The organism is Blautia sp. LMAG:89 (assembly GCF_008679485.1).
In the GTDB taxonomy this organism is placed as follows: Bacteria; Bacillota; Clostridia; order Lachnospirales; family Lachnospiraceae; genus Blautia_A; species Blautia_A fusiformis.
Genome location: NZ_NANC01000009.1, coordinates 126,517 through 144,580, shown reverse-complemented (window position 1 = coordinate 144,580; position 18,064 = coordinate 126,517). Strand labels below are relative to the sequence as shown.

The window sequence follows — 18,064 nt, the reverse complement described above, 5'->3', positions numbered from 1 at the left end:
ATATATTGTAGTAGAAAAGAGAAACACAAATGATAACATTAAACGATTATCTGTATTCCGGAGATACTCTTCTCCGGATACTGAAGAAATACATTCGGGATCTTAGGACAGAGGCGAAGGAAAAACACAATGAGATCGATCTGGTACACTGTAATTTTTTGATCCAGATCCAGGAGCTTCTGGAGCATAATGATTTCCTCACTGCCCAGTCTCAGAGGATCCGGGAATTTTATAAATATATGGCAGGGGAATATCCGTTTCTGGCGTTTACCTTCAAGGGAAGAATCAAATCCCTGATCCGTGCGGAGGAAAAATTTAACGGATATGTAGTAGAATTTATTTATGACTACTATAAAGAATATGGGGAATATCCTTCCGTATCCCAGATCAAGGAACGGTTAAGCTGTTTCCGCGATTTTATTGCTTACAGGATCGTTATCGCCATGCCCAGATGTCATCTGAAAAATGGTGAGAATGTCAGAGAAGAAGAGCTTCGTTATCTTTATGAGATTGCCAATATACTTCCGGGATTTCTGGAAGAAAGAGGATTTACCGCAGAGCCGGCCAGAGGAGTGCAGGAAAGTACATCGCCACTGCTCAGCAAGGAAGCAAAGCCTTACTATAGGGATTACATCTGTAACAACAGTGAGGATGATTATCAGTCTCTGCACATTACATTTTATGATAACAGTTCCCGAAGCTATATGGAAGTACAGCTGCGGACTAAAGATATGGATGATGTTGCGGAGATTGGTTCCGCCAACCATTTAAGCTATGAGAAAAAACAGGAAAGTGAACGCAGGAGAAGGGACGCGATTCCCCAGGGGGAATGTATCTATTTTGATGAGGCTTATGAGCGGGGTATGCGACTTCTTGGACTGGATCTTGCTGCGCTGGACGTTAATATGTTTGGTGCGGTAAACAACAGCCTGATCAATGATGGCTGCGGACTGTTCCGCGGAAGGATGATCCTTCCTTATGAGCATCTTTCTCGTTTTCAGAATGATATCGTTGACTGAGGGAGGATGACATGAAAGACTTGACAAAAGGGAAGCCTTCCACATTGATCCTGTCCTTTGCGCTTCCTGTATTTCTGGGAAATCTCTTGCAGCTGACGTACAGCCTGGCAGATACCCGGATCGTGGGAAGCTTTCTTAAAGAAGATGCGCTGGCGGCAGTAGGGGCCACCAGTCCTTTAAGCGGGCTGATCATCGGTTTTCTGATGGGCCTTGCAAATGGATTTGCCATTGTCACCGCACAGAAATTCGGTGCCGGAAACCGGGAAGAAGTACGAAAATCTTTTGCGCTGTCTCTTGTAATGGGCAGCGTGATTTCTCTGATCCTGACTGTTTTGGGACTTTTGTTTCTGCATCCGATCCTGAGGTTCCTGAATGTTCCGGATCATTTGACGGGAACTGCCAGGCAGTATATCTTTATTATTATCGCAGGTATGCTGGCAACGTTTCTTTATGATACCTGCGCGGCATCTCTGCGTGCACTTGGGGATACGGTGACGCCTCTTGTGATCCTGGCGGTGTCTGTAACTTTAAATATCGCAGGAGATCTGTTTTTTATTCTGGTAGTAAAAGCAGGAGTTCAGGGAGCGGCCGTTGCCACGGTACTTTCACAGACGCTGGCATTTCTGATATGCTGGTTTTACATGATCCGCAGGTATGAGATCCTACGGCTGAAAAAAGAGGATTTTTTCGGTCTCGAAAGAAATATGATGAAAAATATGCTGAGTGCCGGACTTTCTATGGGACTTGTAAGCTCTCTTGTAAATCTTGGTACACTGGCACTTCAGACCTCCATCAATCGGCTGGGAAGAGATATCATTGTGGCACATACAGCAGCTCGTAAGATCACAGAGATGTTTATGATCATGTTTGGCGTGTTCGGCCAGACCATGGCGATCTTCTGCGGCCAGAACGCAGGTGCAGGGAGGATGGACCGGGTACGCCATGGAATCGGTCTTGCAGTTCTGTATACCTGTATCTGGTCCGTGATGACTGTGATCTTCAGTTTTACCATTGGAAAACAGCTGATCTATCTGGTCACAGGAAGCCATAATGAAACGGTGATCCGCAATGCCGCCAATTATCTTAAATTTGATACGATCTTTTATTTCGTAACGGCTGTGATCAGTGTCCTCAGAAATGCTATGCAGGGCCTTGGAGAAACGGTGATCCCTCTGGTTTCCAGTGCGCTGGAGATGATCGGAAAAGTAGTGATCGCGGTGACTCTGGTGCCACTTCTCGGATATACCGGCGTGATCGTAGCAGAACCGATAGTCTGGGTCATTATGGTGATCCCGCTGATCGTGAAGATACTTAAGATGCCTGAATTAAAGAAAACAGTCTGAGAGATTCGAAGATCCGATGAGAAAGATTCGCGTGAAAAATAAAAAGCACATTGTATGGAATGAGCCGCCACCGGAAAGTATGACTTTTGGGGTGGTTCAACCATAGCAATGTGCTTTTTTTAATTTTACATAGTTGCTGTCGCTTCTTTTACGTTTTCCTTTTCAGGAAAGATATGTCTGAAAATAAAACGTACGATCGGACCTGCATAGATCAGCTGCCAGAAGAATGCCATCGGGAAGTTGAATGCGGTTGTCTGAAGCCATACAGCTACGAACTGATTTCCTGCATCCTTAAAGAGAATGGTTGCGGCAAGACTCATTAATGGGCACATGAAAGCAACGGAAGGAACGGAGATCGCAAGGATCTTGCTGAAGGGATGACAGCTTTTGAAATCTACCATGCGCATTGCACAACCAAAAGCAAGCTTGGATACAATAAAGAAGTCAAGGATAAATGCGATCGGTCCCATGATCACCAGTTCATGAAAAGCGTCAAGGAACACGCGGTTTGTCATACTCCCTGTGTTCAGGGAAATGTTGTAGCAAATCATGGCGTAAACCATGAAAAATACCATGATAAGGGTAAAGATAACTTCCTGAAATTTGTTTTTTGGCATAAAAAATCCTCCTTTAAAATGATTAAGTGATAATGTAAAACCTCAGAGCATGTGTTGTTCGTTAATCATTCAGGAGAATGTGCGTTTCCAATATATGACAGGATTTTGTCATAAACCATATTCGGTTTTTTGACCAGATCAAACTGCGAAGCAGTTATTTGGCTGTAAACAGGCAGCAGAGCGGTTTACGAATATCCGCTTGATACCGGCGATTATGATATCATAAGCAGCAAAGCCTTGTCAATAAGTAAAATTCGCAACATCCTGCGGAATGTTCTGAAAAAACATAGAAATATCAGAAGAGTAATTGAGAAAAAAATGGCAATAACTCCTCTTGACCGTTAAAGTTAGATATAGTAAACTTGTAAACGGTTAGCGGATTCTAACTAATGCGTAAAATTTGTGGCGGGCCGTATCCCCTGACAAAATGCGGCCTGAACAGGAGTTACGGACAGGGCGAAAAGACCAGACAGGAGGATAAATATCAAATGGATTATTTAGAGATTGAGAAGGTCATTGGAAGAGAGATTATTGATTCAAGAGGAAATCCGACCGTAGAGGCAGAGGTTTATCTGGCAGATGGAACGGTCGGAAGAGGAGCAGCACCAAGCGGAGCGTCCACAGGAGAATTCGAAGCACTTGAGCTGAGAGATCAGGATAAAAGCCGTTTTGGAGGAAAAGGTGTTTCGAAGGCCATTGAAAATATCAATACAGTAATTAATGATGCGCTGGCAGGAATGGATGCATCTGATATTTATGCAGTGGATGCTGCCATGCTCAAAGCAGATGGAACAAAGGACAAATCAAAACTGGGCGCAAATGCCATTCTTGCGGTTTCTATTGCGTGCGCACGTGCGGCTGCGATTTCTCTTGACATCCCCCTTTACAGATTTCTTGGTGGGGTGAACGGAAACAGACTTCCGGTTCCGATGATGAATATCCTAAACGGTGGTGCACATGCTGCGAATACCGTTGATGTTCAGGAATTCATGATCATGCCGGCAGGAGCACCAAGCTTTAAAGAGGGACTTCGCTGGTGTACGGAGGTATTCCACGCTCTTGCTGCACTTCTGAAAGAAAAAGGCCTTGCAACAAGCGTTGGAGATGAAGGTGGTTTTGCACCAGACCTTGGAAGCGATGAGGAAGCCATTGAGTACATCCTTGAAGCAGTGAAAAAAGCAGGATATGAGCCTGGAAAGGATTTTGTACTTGCCATGGATGCTGCATCCAGTGAGTGGAAAGGAAACAAAAAGGGGGAGTATGTTCTTCCGAAATGCGGAAAGAAATTTACATCTGCGGAGCTTGTTGATCACTGGAAAAATCTGATCGAAAAATATCCGATCTACTCTATTGAGGATGGCCTTGATGAGGAAGACTGGGAAGGCTGGCAGATCATGACAAAAGAACTTGGAGGAAAAGTACAGCTTGTAGGTGATGACCTGTTTGTTACAAATACAGAGCGTCTTGAGAAAGGTATCAGCCTTGGCTGCGGAAATTCTATTCTGATCAAACTGAATCAGATCGGTTCTGTATCTGAGACTCTGGAAGCCATCAAAATGGCACATAAAGCTGGCTATACAGCGATTTCTTCCCATCGTTCCGGAGAGACAGAGGATACAACCATTGCAGATCTTGCAGTGGCACTGAATACCTGCCAGATCAAGACAGGAGCTCCTTCCAGAAGCGAACGTGTGGCAAAATATAATCAGCTTCTCCGTATTGAGGAAGAGCTTGGTGATGCAGCAGTATATCCGGGATTCCGGGCATTCAATATCAAGAGATAAGATCATAACTAACACATTTCTCAAAAAGGTACGCTTTGGCGTGCCTTTTTTTGGCGAAAATAAGGTTGCCAGATTTCTCAAAATAGTATATTATGATTTACAGCCGTGTGAAAAAATAAAATTGAATATTGGAGATGCTATGAAAGAATACGTAAATACTTTTATGCGTTACAGGTTTCTTCTGGGAGAGCTTGTAAAAAAAGGAATCAAACTGAAGTACAGACGTTCCTATCTTGGTATCATCTGGTCTCTTCTTGAGCCGTTGCTTACCATGATCGTACTGACGATCGTATTCGGTACCCTGTTTGGAAACAAGGATCGGACATTTCCTGTATATATCCTGACAGGACGTCTTTTGTACACATTCTATTCCAGTGCCACAAAAGCGGCATTGAAATCAGTAAGAGCGAATTCGGCAATGATCAAGAAAGTTTATGTGCCAAAATATCTCTATCCGCTGTCAAGTGTACTTTTTAACTATGTGATCTTCCTGATCTCACTGATCGTGCTGGTTCCGGTAGGAGCAGTACTTGGTGTGGAGCCGACACTTTATATGCTCCAGATCCCGATCGCGCTGATCCTGGTATTTCTGTTGTCTTATGGTTGTGGAATGATCCTTGCTACGATTGGCGTTTTTTTCAGAGATATGGAATATCTGTGGTCAGTAGCACTGATGCTGATCATGTATACCTGTGCGATCTTTTATTATCCGTCCAGACTGCTGAAAAGTGGTTTTTCATGGATCCTGAAATATAATCCGCTGTACTGTACCATCGATGTTTTTCGTTCGGGAATGTTCGGAGAGCCGATGAATCTTCATTATGCGGCATACGCACTGGTATTCAGCCTTGTGACGATTGCCATCGGAATGTTCTGTTTCAAGAAGAAACAGGATGAATTTATCCTTTATATTTAACAGGAGAAAAATATGGAAAAACCTGCAGTAGTTGTAGATAACGTAAGTATGAAGTTTAATCTCAGTAAAGAAAAGGTAGACAGCCTGAAGGATTACGTGATTAAATTTTTAAAAAAAGAAATTAAATATAATGAATTCTGGGCTCTTCAGAATGTTGATTTTGAGGTGAAAAAAGGTGACCGTGTAGGAATCCTGGGACTTAACGGAGCAGGAAAAAGTACTCTGCTCAAAGTAATTGCCGGTGTATTCAAGCCTACCGAAGGCAAGGTGGTCCGAAACGGACGTCTGGTCCCTCTTCTGGAACTGGGAGCCGGTTTTGATTCGCAGTATACAGGACGTGAGAATATTTTTCTGTATGGTGCGATGCTCGGATATTCCAAGAAGTTTCTGGAATCGAAATTTGATGAGATCGTTGAGTTTTCTGAACTGAAGGAATTTATCGATGTCCCTATTAAGAATTATTCTTCAGGTATGAAGGCAAGACTTGGATTCTCCATTGCCACACTGGTATCACCGGATATCCTGATCCTTGATGAAGTCCTTTCTGTAGGAGATGCCAAATTCCGGAAAAAGAGTGAAAAGAAAGTCTTAAGTATGTTTGATAAGGGAGTTACGGTACTGTTTGTATCCCATTCTCTGGAACAGGTACAGCGCCTGTGCAATAAAGCAATGATACTTGAAAAAGGAAAACTGATCGCATATGGAGATATTGATGAGATCTCGGCCAAATATGCGGAGATGATCAGATAAAGAACAGAAGGCGGCCCAGGCAGTCGCATAAATAAAAAGAACCGGACAGTGAACGGTTTGAATAGCAGATAGCCAGACGATTTGCGGAAATGATGCAAATGTCTGGCTATTGTGTTATTATATTACGAAGAAAACAGGGAGGAAAAAAGATGACTTTACAGCAGATCCTTGAAAAGGTAAAAAAAGGCCAGCTCTCTGTGGAACATGCAGAGGACCTTCTGAAAAAAGAGGGATATGAAGAAATGGATTATGCGAAGCTGGATACTACCCGAAAAGCGCGGACCGGTTTTGCGGAGGTAGTTTACTGTGCGAGAAAAGCAGACGAACATCTTTTGAATATCTATCAGAAGCTTTATGAGGAAGATGGAGAAGTCTTTGGAACAAGGGCGTCAGAACATCAGTATGAACTGGTAAAAAAGGTTCTTCCTGATGTGGTTTATGACCCGGTTTCCGGAATTTTGAAGATTGAAAAAGCGAAGGAGCATATCGGAAAGGTGGCAGTGTGTACAGCCGGAACAGCAGATATTTCTGTTGCGGAGGAAGCTGCCCAGACAGCAGAGTATTTCGGCACACATGTGGAGAGGATCTATGATGTGGGAGTCAGTGGTATGCACAGACTTTTTTCCAGGCTGGATACCATACAGGAGGCTAACTGTGTGGTTGCGGTAGCAGGAATGGAGGGTGCGCTGGCAAGTGTTATGGGTGGTCTTGTGAAACGTCCGGTGATCGCGGTACCTACTTCTGTGGGATATGGCGCCAGCTTTCATGGATTGTCAGCGCTTCTGACAATGATCAATTCCTGTGCCAACGGAATTGCAGTAGTGAATATTGACAACGGATTTGGGGCAGGATATCTGGCAACCCAGATCAATCGCCTTGCGGAGGGAAAATAAATGAGAAACAAATTATATCTGGAGTGTACCTCCGGGATCAGCGGGGATATGACAGTTGCGGCTCTTCTGGATCTGGGTGCAGATCAGAAAAAACTGGTGAGAACTCTTAAAAGTCTGCCGGTAAAAGGTTTCGACATAAAGATCAGCCGTGTGATGAAATCAGGGATCGATGCCTGTGATTTTGATGTACTACTGGATCATGATCATGAGAATCATGATCATGATATGAAATATCTGTATGGGCATGATGGAGATTCTCACAGCCAGGATCATGAGGAACATCATTATCAATATAGTCATGAAGCCCTGGAAGCCCATGAGCATCCCCATTCTCATGAACATCATGTACAGGAAACCCATGGAAACAGTCATATATATACAGAAACGATGCATTCCCACCACGGACACCATCACCATGAACACCGTGGCCTTAACGAGATCATGGAGATTATCGACCATGCAGATATGACAGATCGTGCAAAATCCTATGGAAAAAGAATTTTTAAGATTCTTGCCGAGGCAGAAGCAAAAGCCCATAATGTACTGGTGAATCAGGTCCATTTCCATGAAGTGGGTGCAGTGGATTCCATTGTGGATATTCTTTCTGTTGCAATCTGTATGGATGATCTGGATGTGGAGGAAGTGATCGTTCCAAGACTTTGTGAGGGTAGCGGAACGATTCGTTGTCAGCACGGAATCCTTCCGGTGCCGGTACCGGCGGTAAGTAATATTGTAAGTGTTCATCAGCTGAAGCTGCATATCACATCGGTGCAGGGTGAACTGATAACGCCTACAGGAGCAGCTATTGTGGCGGCATTCCTTACATCAGAAAAACTGCCTGAAGATTTTACGGTGGAGAAGATCGGTATCGGAGCAGGCAAGCGCCAGTATGAGTGCCCGGGAATTCTCCGTGCCATGCTGATCCGGGAATCCGGGGAGAAGGCTTCAGGCAATGATGCTTGTACGGAAATAGACACCATTATAAAGCTGGAATCTAACATTGATGACTGTACAGGAGAAACGCTTGGCTATGTTATGGAGCTTCTGTATGAGGCAGGAGCCAGAGAGGCCAATTACATGCCTGTATTTATGAAGAAAAACCGTCCGGCATGGCTGCTTACCGTTCTATGTAAAAAAGAACAGGTTTCAGCGATGGAGCAGATCATTTTCAGAGAAACGACAACCATTGGGATCCGTCGCCAGGAGATGGAGAGAACCATTCTGAAAAGAGAGAAAAGAACGGTTACAACCCCGCTGGGAAATGTAGAAGTGAAGGTCTGCACTTTTGACGGACAGGAATATTATTATCCGGAATACGAAAGCGTAAAAAAACTTTGTGAAAAAACAGGGATTTCTTATAAAGAAGTATATCATATGGCTGTGCGGGGATAAGATCGGGTTGGTTGCCTTGTATAATGCACTTACATATTGACACCTTTTCGAAAAAACTATATAAATGTATATAGAAAGATTATTGCCGGACGGAACAGTTGGCAACGACACAGTAAGGCAGAGGCAGGAGAAGGATTTATGGCGGTAACAATACAGCAGATTGCAGAACAGGCAGGGGTTTCCAGGGGAACCGTGGACAGAGCATTGAACCACAGAGGACGGATCAATCCGGAGGTGGCAGAGAGAATCTGCCGTCTGGCGGACGAGATGGGATATGTACAGAAAGAACGGAAACATTCCAGAACAGCTAAAGATGAAAGACTGAAGATCGGAGTGGTGACACAGCTTGCCAGATCTTCTTTTATGCAGGAAGTAAATCGTGGTATTGAGAAGGCAGCCGTGGAACTGAAAGAAAAAGGGATCCAGCTGATCCTGAAAGAGGGTCTTTCCGTTGATGAAGAGGAACAGCTGCAGGCCATTGAGGAACTGGAACAGGAAGGAATCCGGGGACTTGCGATCATGCCGGTAGACAGTGAGACTGTCCGGGAGAAACTGAATGCTTTGATCGAAGAGAAGAATATCCCAGTAGTAACCTTTAACTCTGATATTGTAGGAACGAGAAGAACCTGTTTTGTGGGAATGGATAACCGCAAGAGCGGACGTACCGCAGCCGGACTTCTTGGAATGCTGACAAGAGGAAATGGAAAGATCCTGATCATCACCGGATATTTCAGCAATCATGTTGATAATCAGCGAGTGGATGGCTTTGTGGAGGAAGCCAAGCGGGCTTTTCCTCATCTGGAGATCGCAGGTGTTCACGGAAGCTTTGATGAAGCAGCTGAGGTGGAGCACATTATAGAAAATGCCATGATGAGTACTTCAGGGATCAGCGGGATCCTGGTGGTATCCGGAGGCCAGGCAGGAGTGGGTAAGGCATTTGAAAAGCTGAGACTTGACCGCAGGCCCTACGTTGTGATCTACGATCAGACTCCGAAGAATGAACGGGCACTGAAGAATGATCATGTGGATTTTCTGATCGACCAGAATGGATATGTCCAGGGGTATGAACCGCCAAGGATCCTGGCGGATATCCTGACAAAAGGACAGGAGCCGGAGAGAGAATATCTCTTTACAGATATCAAGATCAAAACAAAATATAACCTTTGAACATGTATTGTGCAAAGTATCATATAAAATAGTCTGCAGGATGAAAACTGCAGGCTTTTTTATATTACAGGAAATCTGTAAGATACTACGATATGGAATATAGATTCCAAGAAAACAACTGTCTGGATACATTTGATTGCGTGCTAATAGCGTGCTAAAAATATCAACACGCAAATGCACATGCAGATAATAGCTACTTTGAACAAAACAAAACTACAAAAATTGTATAGAATAACTGAAAAAAAGAAAAATGAAAAGAAGTACTTGCCCAAATTGTAAAACAGTGCTATATTAACATCATAAGAAACACGCAAGAAAGCACGCTAAACAAAAGAAAAAAGCACGCAAAGTAAAAAAAGCACATAAAAAAGAAGTAAAAAATAAACCATCAAACAAACGGAGGTAAGATCATGAAGTATATCGAATTTGATGAATCCAGACCAATGGACCTGGTACTCCTTGGAAGAGTTGCCATTGATTTCAACCCTGCTTACAACGATCAGGTGAAAGAAGAGTTCAAACCCCTGAAGAAAGTACATATGTTTGAGAAATTTGTAGGAGGATCTCCTGCAAACATCGCTGTAGGTGTTACCAAACATGGCCTGAAAGCAGGATTCATCGGAAAGGTTTCTGACGATCAGTTCGGTGAGTATGTAGTGGATTATTTCAATGAGAGAGGAATCGATACCTCACAGATCACAAAGTGCACAAACGGAGAGAAACTGGGACTTACCTTTACCGAGATGCTTTCTCCGAAGGAAAGCAGCATCCTCATGTATCGTAACCGTATCGCAGATCTGCAGCTTCATGTAGACGACATCCACGAGGATTATATCAAAAATGCAAAAGCGATCCTCATTTCCGGAACTGCTCTCGCAGAGAGCCCTTCCAGAGAAGCAGCGATCAAAGCGGTTATGCTTGCTAAGAAAGTAAACACAAAGATCATTTTTGATATTGATTACAGAGAGTACAACTGGAAGAATGCAGATGAGATTTCCATCTACTATTCCATCGTAGCTAAGGAAGCTGACATCATCATGGGCTCCAGAGAAGAGTTTGACCTTACAGAGAAACTGATCAAAGAAGGCATGACTGATGAGGAGAGTGCAGCTTACTGGCAGGCAAAAAATGCAAAGATCGTTGTCATCAAACACGGTATGAAGGGTTCCACAGCCTACACAGTTGACGGACAGAAGTTCAGCATCAAGCCATTCCCGGTTGAGGCAAGAAAAGGCTTCGGCGGCGGTGACGGATACGGCTCCGGATTCCTGTATGGACTGTATCAGGGTTGGGAGATCATTGACTGCCTGGAGTTTGGTTCTGCTGAGGCATCCATGATGGTTAAGAGCAACAACTGCTCCGATTCCCTTCCGGGACCGGATGAAGTTCACGCATTCATTAAAGATGAAAAAGAAAAATTCGGCGAAATGATCGCAAGAGTATAAAGAAAAGGAGTGGAAAAAATGGCAAACACAGTAAGAATGACAACTGCACAGGCAATTGTAAAATTTCTGGATAATCAGTATGTTTCCATGGACGGAGTGGAGACAAAATTCGTAGAAGGATTTTTCACGATCTTCGGACACGGTATTGCTGTAGGACTTGGTGAGGCACTGGATACAAATCCGGGACAGCTGAAGGTTCTTCAGGGAAGAAATGAGCAGGGTATGTGTCACGTTGCTACCGCTTTTGCAAAACAGAGCAACCGCAAAAAAATCATTGCATGCGCTTCCTCCATCGGACCTGGAGCTGCAAACATGGTAACAGCATGTGCAACAGCAACTGTAAATAATATTCCGCTTCTTGTATTCCCGGCAGATACTTTTGCATCTCGCCAGCCTGACCCGGTTCTCCAGCAGCTGGAGCAGAGCAGCAGCCTTGCCGTCAGTACGAACGATGCATTCAAACCAGTCTGCAAATACTGGGATAGGATCACAAGACCGGAGATGGTCATGACCGCTCTGATCAATGCAATGAGAGTTCTTACAGATCCGGCTGAAACAGGTGCATGCTGCATCGCACTTTGCCAGGATGTTGAGGGTGAGTCCTTTGACTTCCCGGAGTACTTCTTCAAGAAGAGAGTGCACAGGATCACAAGACCGGTTGCAGTAGAGGAAGAGCTTGAGGATGTGGCAGAGGTCATCGCAGGAGCGAAGAAACCGCTTATCGTTGTTGGTGGTGGTGTCCGTTACTCAGAAGCCGGAGAAGCTGTTGAGAAATTCTGCGAGGAATTCAAGATCCCATTCGGCGAGACACAGGCCGGAAAGAGTGCCTGCCAGTCCGGCAATCCGTACTGTCTTGGCGGTATCGGTGTAACAGGAACCTACGCTTCCAACATCATCGGTAAAGACGCAGACGTGGTAATTTCTATCGGTTCCAGAATGTCTGACTTTACAACAAGCTCCAAGCATCTGTTCCAGAATGAGGATGTTCAGTTTGTAAGTATCAACAACTGCAGATTCCACGCATACAAGATGGATGCAGTAAAAGCAGTGGGTGATGCAAAAGCTACCGTAGAAGCACTAGCAGAAAAGCTTCGTGCAAGAGGATATAAATCTGCATACACAGATGAGATCGAGAAAGCAAAAGCTGCATGGGATAAAGAGATGGAGCGCCTTGGAAGCATTGAGTACACAGGAGATGATTTTGAGCCGCTGATCAAGGCAAGAGATCCTCGTACGATCCCGGAATATGTAAAGCTTACAAACGGAAAGATCACACAGACAGCAGCACTTGCAGCGATCAACAGAACTATCGACAAAGATGCAACCATCATCACAGCAGGCGGTTCCCTTCCAAGCTGTATGCAGCGTATGTGGAGAACAGACAAACGTGGCGGATATCACGCAGAGTACGGATATTCTTGTATGGGATATGAGGTTGCCGCTACCCTCGGTGTGAAATTTGCTGAGCCGGATAATGAAGTATACTGCGTAGTTGGAGATTCCAGCTTCCAGATGCTCCACAGTGAGATCATGACTATCATGCAGGAGAGACAGAAAGTCAATATCATGGTATTCGATAACTGCGGATTTGGCTGCATCAACAACCTTGAGATGAACCACGGAATCGGAAGCCTTGCAACAGAGTTCCGTTATACAGACGGCAAGAAACCGACCGGAGATCTGATCCCTGTAGATTATGCAAAGATCGGCGAAGGCTATGGCCTGAAGACCTATACCTGCCGCACCATCCAGGAGCTGGTAGATGCTCTGGAAGATGCCAAAAAGCAGGAGATCGCATGCCTCTTTGATCTGAAGGTTATCCCGAAGACTATGACAGACGGATATGAGTCCTGGTGGGATGTAGGAATCGCAACAACATCTGAGAAAGAAAGCGTAAGAAAGGCCTGCGAAGGAGTTATGAAGGGCCGTGAAGAGGCAAGACTGTACTAATCTGGGAGGTAAGAAAATGAGTAAAGTATTTGGTTATCCGGAATATGACGAAAAAGGCGAAAAGATTCTTACAACATACGATAATGAGTACAAGGCCATGATGATGGACATCCGTGTTTACCGTATGAAGGCAGGGGAGACAAGAACATTTTTAAGAGAGGGTGAGGAGACAGCAGTTCTCCTCCTCTCCGGAAATATCACCTATAAATGGAACGGAAATGAAGCAGCAGCAACCAGAAAAGATGTGTTCACAGAGGGACCTTGGTGTGTTCATGGATGTACAGGAACTGAGATCGCAGTTGTGGCAAATGCGGAGTCGCAGATCCTTGTCCAGTGCACAAAGAATGAGAAAGATTTCGGCGCAAGGCTTTACAAACCGGAAGACGCTCCATGGGGATATTCCTGCGTAGGAAAATTCGGAAACGTGGCAAAGAGAAGAGTAAATACGATTTTTGATCACGACATTTCACCGGAATCCAATATGGTACTTGGTGAGGTTCTCAATGACAGAGGAAACTGGTCCGGATACCTGCCGCACAGACATCCGCAGCCTGAGACATACTTTTTCAAATTTGATCATCCGGAAGGATTTGGAGCAAGCTTTGTCGGTGACCAGGTATTTAAGAGTACAGATGAGAGCTTTTCCGCAATTCCAGGAGGAGAGCTTCATCCGCAGGCAGTTGCACCTGGATATCAGATGTATACATGCTGGATGATCCGCCATATTGACGGAAATCCGTGGCTGCAGACAGACCGTTGCGAGGATGAGAGATATACCTGGCTTCATGACGCCGAGTTTTAAGGATTTGGAGATACTGATACTGGATTGTAAATAGCAGGCAGCAGACCTGCTGCTATTATGAAAAAAATTGTACTGACTGAAGGGAGATTTTGACAATGGCAAGAGAATTTATTGTACCTGGAGAAATTATTTCCGGTTCCGGAGCACTGGACATGGCAGAAGGCGCACTGAAACTCCTTGGTAAAAAAGCTCTGATCGTAACCGATAAAGTAATGATCGACCTGGGAAACTGTGCAAAAGTTGAGAAGGCGCTGACAAATCAGGGCATTGCATACAGCATTTATTCTGACATCTGCGGTGAGCCAACAGATACCATGATCGAAAAAGGCTTACAGATCTATAAAGATGAGAACTGTGACTTCCTGGTAGCTCTGGGAGGCGGAAGCCCTATTGACTCCATGAAAGCCATCGGCTCACTGGTAGTAAACGGTGGAAGCATTTCCGACTACATGGGAAAAGTGATCGATGTAAAGATGCCGCCAATGGCGGCGATCCCTACCACAGCAGGAACGGGATCTGAGGCAACACAGTTCACGATCATCACGGATACCAAAAAAGACATCAAGATGCTTCTTAAAGGCAAAGTTCTCATGCCGGATCTTGCCATTATCGACCCGCAGTTTACTATGACTGCACCTCCAAAGATCACAGCAGCAACAGGTCTTGATGCACTTTGCCACTGTGTGGAAGCTTATACATCCAGAAAAGCACAGACACTTTCCGATACTTTTGCAGTATCTGCAGTAAAGAGGATCTTTAAATATCTTCCGGTTGCATATAAAGACGGAAAGAATGAAGAAGCTCGTGTACAGATGTCTGTCGCTGCTCTTGAGGCAGGAATCGCATTTAACAATGCATCTGTTACCATTATCCATGGAATGAGCCGTCCGATCGGAGCACTGTTCCATGTAGCACACGGACTTTCCAATGCCATGCTTCTGAAGGAGTGCCTTACCTTTGCACTTCCTGGAGCATACGACAGATTCGGAGCGTTGGGACGTGATATTGGTGTGGCGGATGCAACTGATTCTGATCAGGAAGCGGCTGAGAAATTCCTGAAAGCAGTAGAGTCACTTGTAAATGAACTGGATACTCCGACTCTGGAGCAGTTCGGTATCAATAAAGAAGAGTTCTTCAACGTCATCGACAAAATGGCACATGATGCCATGGACAGTGGAAGTCCTCAGAATACCATGCGTGATGTAACAGAAGAGGAAGTAAAAGAAATCTACAGAAAACTCTGGTAAAATGTAAATGTAAACCCTGCATTGCCAGATAGGAAAAGACTCCGGACCGGAGAAAAAGGCTCCGGAGTCTTTTTTCCCGTGGCAAATATAGCTGCAAAAGAAAAGGAGGCATATCCTTCATGAGAAAAAAGTATATCTGTATTCTGGTGGCAGTCATAGGAGTTTGCAGCCTTTCCGGATGCTCTTCTTCTGCAAAGAAAACAGAAGAAGAGCAGGTAACGATCGGTGTTGTTACAAAATCTAAAAGCAGTGAATATTGGTTGTCTGTCTGCGACGGAATGGAAGATGCGGCAGAAAAATATCATGCAGATGTGGTGATTCTGTCTCCGGATTCCGAAACAGAAGAAGAGGTTCAGAAAAATATGATCCGGGATCTTCTGAAAACCGATATCCAGGCGATGGCAGTTTCTCCTATAGATTCCTATGAATGCGAAGATTATTTAAATTTCGCAAGAGAAAAGGGGATTTCTGTATATGCCTGTGATACTCCCATAGAGGATTCAGAAATCCCTTATATTGGAATTGACAATGAAAAACTAGGCTATGAGCTGGGCGAGCAGCTTGCAAAGGCTCTGGATCATAAAGGAAAGATTGGCGTGATCGCCGGTGATTTTAAGCAGGCTGGACACCGGATGCGTGTTGCCGGATTTGAAAAATATATGGAAAAAGAGCCTGGGATCACCATTGAAATGGTTCGGAACGGATACAGCAATATGCGGGTTTCCCAGAAGGATGTGGATGAGATCCTGGTGAAGTATCCGGATCTTAACGGAATCATGGCCACAAGTGCAGTGACGGCCCTGGGACTTTCAGAGGCAACTGAAGGACGGGAGATTTCTATTGTTTCCGTAGATGCTCAGGAAGATGCCTTGAAAGCGGTTCAGGATGGGCGTATCGTGGCGCTTGGCGCGCAGTCCGGTTATCAGATCGGTTATGAAACCATCCGGTATATTGTGAAGGATCTGGATGGAGAGGGAACAGGAGAAGATGAGATTCTGGATTCCCAGGTGCTTACCGAAGAAAATATTGATACATATATGAAGGATGACGGACATTCTCATCCCTGATACAAGCAGGTTTCCATCCAAAAATAAAACACAAAACATAAAAATAGGACAAAAGAAGGATGTAGAGATATCAGAATCAGAAAAACTTTGGTACAGATTTAACAGTCAGGTAAAAATAATACCGAAAAAACTAAAATTTCTCATACTATGATAATCCCGTATTTTCGATAAAATAGAATCATCAAAAGGAAAGCGAAAATAAAAAAACGAAAAGAAATGAAAGGGCGGGATAATAAGATGGAGAAGAAAAAACTTTCGGTATCAACAGGGCTGTGTTATGCTGGAGGAGATGTAGGATGTAATATCGTGTTCGGAATGATCGGAACACTGCTGACGCTGTTTTACACAGATTATGTAGGGATAAGCGCAGCAACAGTAGGACTGGTAATGTTACTTTCCAGATGCTTTGATGGATTTTCCGATCTGGTCATGGGTGTCATTGTAGAGAGGACCAATTCCAAATGGGGAAAATCAAGACCCTGGCTTCTGTGGATGAGCATTCCGTTTGCGCTGTCAGCAGTACTGCTTTTCACAGTGCCGCGTACAACAGGGATGCTTCAGTTTCTGTATCTCTTTGTAACCTATAACTTCTGTACGACCATATGCTATACAGCGATCAATCTTCCATATGGAAGCCTTTCTTCAATGATGATCCGCGAATCATCAGAGAGAGATAAACTCAGTGTATTGAGAATGGGACTGTCACCTATCGGAAAGATCGTTGCAGCAACCTGTACACTGCCGCTTGTAAAGCTTCTTGGAAATGATCAGGCTGCATGGATCAAGGTTATGAGTGTATGGGCAGTGCTTGCACTTGCACTTCTGCTTCTCTGCTTCTTCAAATGTGAGGAAAAGGTTCAGATCGAAGCAAGAAAGAAAGATGAGAAGCTTCCGATTCCGACAATGCTGAAGGCACTTTTTGCAAATCAGTATTTCTGGGCAGTAATGCTTCTGTGGACAGTACAGAGTGTATCCTTTACGATCACAGGAACCATTCTTCCGTACTACTGCAAATATATTTTCAACAATGATACATGGATGTACAGCACACTGTTCCTTACAGAAACCCTGGTTCTGGTAGTGGGAATCTTCATCTGCTCACCGTTGATCAAGAAATTCGGAAAAAGAAATATCGCATTTGTCGGCGGATTTGTTGCACTTGGCGGCCAGATTCTGTTTTTCCTGAATCCATACAGCTTCGGCTTCATGGTTATGAGCTGTGTCACACGTGCCATCGGACTTGCTCCACTGAACGCAGTTGTATTCAGTATGGTTGGTGATGTGGTAGAGTTCGGACAGTGGAAAAACCATATCCGTCAGGAAAGTCTGATCTTTGCAGGCGGTTCCATCGGAACAAAAGTTGGCGCAGGTCTTGCCTCCGCAGTGATCACAGGTCTTTTAAGCAGTTCCGGATATGTAAGCTCATCTGCAGGAATAACTGCACAGCCGGAAACAGCACTGGAGATGATCGTTTCTCTTTATAAATTTGGACCGATCCTCATTGCAGCAGTGATCATTGTAACGCTTTTCGGATATAAGCTTGACAAAATGTATCCGGCGATCATGCAGGAGCTTACCGAGCGCGAGGCACACGGACAGTTATAAACATTTTATTGTAAAACATATATTCAACCGCAAAACAGGAAATCAGGCAGGGGTAGGACACTCCTGC

The 18,064-nt window shown here is 44.5% G+C and carries 15 protein-coding genes; 14 read left to right on the top strand and 1 reads right to left on the bottom strand.

Features of this window, described 5'->3' with window-relative positions; all coding sequences use genetic code 11:
• Positions 1 to 29 precede the first annotated feature (29 nt).
• Both CCC70_RS12295 and CCC70_RS12290 read left to right on the top strand, forming a co-directional pair.
• Positions 30 to 1,019: a guanosine polyphosphate pyrophosphohydrolase gene (locus CCC70_RS12295; RefSeq protein ID WP_287084950.1), complete on the top strand. Its 990-nt coding sequence runs from the start codon at positions 30 to 32 to the stop codon at positions 1,017 to 1,019.
• Positions 1,020 to 1,030: 11 nt separating this feature from the next.
• Positions 1,031 to 2,362, top strand: a complete 1,332-nt coding sequence (locus CCC70_RS12290) for an MATE family efflux transporter (protein ID WP_022426323.1) — start codon at positions 1,031 to 1,033, stop codon at positions 2,360 to 2,362.
• 125 nt (positions 2,363 to 2,487) lie between these two features.
• Here the strand turns inward: CCC70_RS12290 and CCC70_RS12285 are convergent, their stop codons facing one another.
• Positions 2,488 to 2,979, bottom strand: a complete 492-nt coding sequence (locus CCC70_RS12285) for a DUF2798 domain-containing protein (RefSeq protein ID WP_021651751.1) — start codon at positions 2,977 to 2,979, stop codon at positions 2,488 to 2,490.
• A 488-nt stretch (positions 2,980 to 3,467) separates the two neighbouring features.
• Here CCC70_RS12285 and eno point away from each other — a divergent pair, with 488 nt between their 5' ends.
• The 12 genes from eno to CCC70_RS12225 all read left to right on the top strand — a co-directional run bounded on the left by eno (position 3,468) and on the right by CCC70_RS12225 (position 17,997).
• On the top strand, positions 3,468 to 4,763 hold the full coding sequence (eno, locus tag CCC70_RS12280) for a phosphopyruvate hydratase (protein ID WP_044961624.1): 1,296 nt from the start codon (positions 3,468 to 3,470) through the stop codon (positions 4,761 to 4,763).
• Between the two features lie 139 nt (positions 4,764 to 4,902).
• The gene (locus tag CCC70_RS12275) at positions 4,903 to 5,679 is read left to right on the top strand and encodes an ABC transporter permease (protein WP_044961662.1); all 777 of its coding nucleotides are present in this window, start codon (positions 4,903 to 4,905) and stop codon (positions 5,677 to 5,679) included.
• Between the two features lie 12 nt (positions 5,680 to 5,691).
• The gene (locus CCC70_RS12270) at positions 5,692 to 6,429 is read left to right on the top strand and encodes an ABC transporter ATP-binding protein (RefSeq protein WP_092072899.1); all 738 of its coding nucleotides are present in this window, start codon (positions 5,692 to 5,694) and stop codon (positions 6,427 to 6,429) included.
• A 149-nt stretch (positions 6,430 to 6,578) separates the two neighbouring features.
• Positions 6,579 to 7,322 (top strand): nickel pincer cofactor biosynthesis protein LarB, encoded by a 744-nt coding sequence (gene larB / locus CCC70_RS12265; protein ID WP_287084948.1) that lies wholly within the window; start codon positions 6,579 to 6,581, stop codon positions 7,320 to 7,322.
• Positions 7,323 to 8,714 (top strand): nickel pincer cofactor biosynthesis protein LarC, encoded by a 1,392-nt coding sequence (larC, locus tag CCC70_RS12260; protein ID WP_287084947.1) that lies wholly within the window; start codon positions 7,323 to 7,325, stop codon positions 8,712 to 8,714.
• Positions 8,715 to 8,852: 138 nt separating this feature from the next.
• A complete protein-coding gene (locus CCC70_RS12255) occupies positions 8,853 to 9,881 on the top strand; it encodes a LacI family DNA-binding transcriptional regulator (RefSeq protein WP_022426319.1) in 1,029 nt (342 codons plus the stop codon).
• Between the two features lie 410 nt (positions 9,882 to 10,291).
• The gene (iolC, locus tag CCC70_RS12250) at positions 10,292 to 11,326 is read left to right on the top strand and encodes a 5-dehydro-2-deoxygluconokinase (protein ID WP_173753283.1); all 1,035 of its coding nucleotides are present in this window, start codon (positions 10,292 to 10,294) and stop codon (positions 11,324 to 11,326) included.
• 18 nt (positions 11,327 to 11,344) lie between these two features.
• On the top strand, positions 11,345 to 13,276 hold the full coding sequence (iolD, locus tag CCC70_RS12245; protein ID WP_173753282.1) for a 3D-(3,5/4)-trihydroxycyclohexane-1,2-dione acylhydrolase (decyclizing): 1,932 nt from the start codon (positions 11,345 to 11,347) through the stop codon (positions 13,274 to 13,276).
• A 16-nt stretch (positions 13,277 to 13,292) separates the two neighbouring features.
• Positions 13,293 to 14,078: a 5-deoxy-glucuronate isomerase gene (locus CCC70_RS12240; RefSeq protein WP_147603457.1), complete on the top strand. Its 786-nt coding sequence runs from the start codon at positions 13,293 to 13,295 to the stop codon at positions 14,076 to 14,078.
• 95 nt (positions 14,079 to 14,173) lie between these two features.
• The gene (locus CCC70_RS12235; RefSeq protein WP_195656816.1) at positions 14,174 to 15,325 is read left to right on the top strand and encodes an iron-containing alcohol dehydrogenase; all 1,152 of its coding nucleotides are present in this window, start codon (positions 14,174 to 14,176) and stop codon (positions 15,323 to 15,325) included.
• A gap of 119 nt (positions 15,326 to 15,444) precedes the next feature.
• Positions 15,445 to 16,392, top strand: coding sequence for a substrate-binding domain-containing protein (locus CCC70_RS12230; RefSeq protein WP_287084946.1), 948 nt, complete (start codon positions 15,445 to 15,447; stop codon positions 16,390 to 16,392).
• A gap of 216 nt (positions 16,393 to 16,608) precedes the next feature.
• Positions 16,609 to 17,997 (top strand): MFS transporter, encoded by a 1,389-nt coding sequence (locus CCC70_RS12225; RefSeq protein ID WP_442859730.1) that lies wholly within the window; start codon positions 16,609 to 16,611, stop codon positions 17,995 to 17,997.
• Positions 17,998 to 18,064: the final 67 nt, after the last annotated feature.

Coding starts and splice junctions, on each gene's coding strand:
- CCC70_RS12295 (WP_287084950.1), top strand. CDS start 30: ATGATAACATTAAACGATTATCTGTATTCCGGAGATACTCTTCTCCGG.
- CCC70_RS12290 (WP_022426323.1), top strand. CDS start 1,031: ATGAAAGACTTGACAAAAGGGAAGCCTTCCACATTGATCCTGTCCTTT.
- CCC70_RS12285 (WP_021651751.1), bottom strand. CDS start 2,979: ATGCCAAAAAACAAATTTCAGGAAGTTATCTTTACCCTTATCATGGTA.
- eno (WP_044961624.1), top strand. CDS start 3,468: ATGGATTATTTAGAGATTGAGAAGGTCATTGGAAGAGAGATTATTGAT.
- CCC70_RS12275 (WP_044961662.1), top strand. CDS start 4,903: ATGAAAGAATACGTAAATACTTTTATGCGTTACAGGTTTCTTCTGGGA.
- CCC70_RS12270 (WP_092072899.1), top strand. CDS start 5,692: ATGGAAAAACCTGCAGTAGTTGTAGATAACGTAAGTATGAAGTTTAAT.
- larB (WP_287084948.1), top strand. CDS start 6,579: ATGACTTTACAGCAGATCCTTGAAAAGGTAAAAAAAGGCCAGCTCTCT.
- larC (WP_287084947.1), top strand. CDS start 7,323: ATGAGAAACAAATTATATCTGGAGTGTACCTCCGGGATCAGCGGGGAT.
- CCC70_RS12255 (WP_022426319.1), top strand. CDS start 8,853: ATGGCGGTAACAATACAGCAGATTGCAGAACAGGCAGGGGTTTCCAGG.
- iolC (WP_173753283.1), top strand. CDS start 10,292: ATGAAGTATATCGAATTTGATGAATCCAGACCAATGGACCTGGTACTC.
- iolD (WP_173753282.1), top strand. CDS start 11,345: ATGGCAAACACAGTAAGAATGACAACTGCACAGGCAATTGTAAAATTT.
- CCC70_RS12240 (WP_147603457.1), top strand. CDS start 13,293: ATGAGTAAAGTATTTGGTTATCCGGAATATGACGAAAAAGGCGAAAAG.
- CCC70_RS12235 (WP_195656816.1), top strand. CDS start 14,174: ATGGCAAGAGAATTTATTGTACCTGGAGAAATTATTTCCGGTTCCGGA.
- CCC70_RS12230 (WP_287084946.1), top strand. CDS start 15,445: ATGAGAAAAAAGTATATCTGTATTCTGGTGGCAGTCATAGGAGTTTGC.
- CCC70_RS12225 (WP_442859730.1), top strand. CDS start 16,609: ATGAAAGGGCGGGATAATAAGATGGAGAAGAAAAAACTTTCGGTATCA.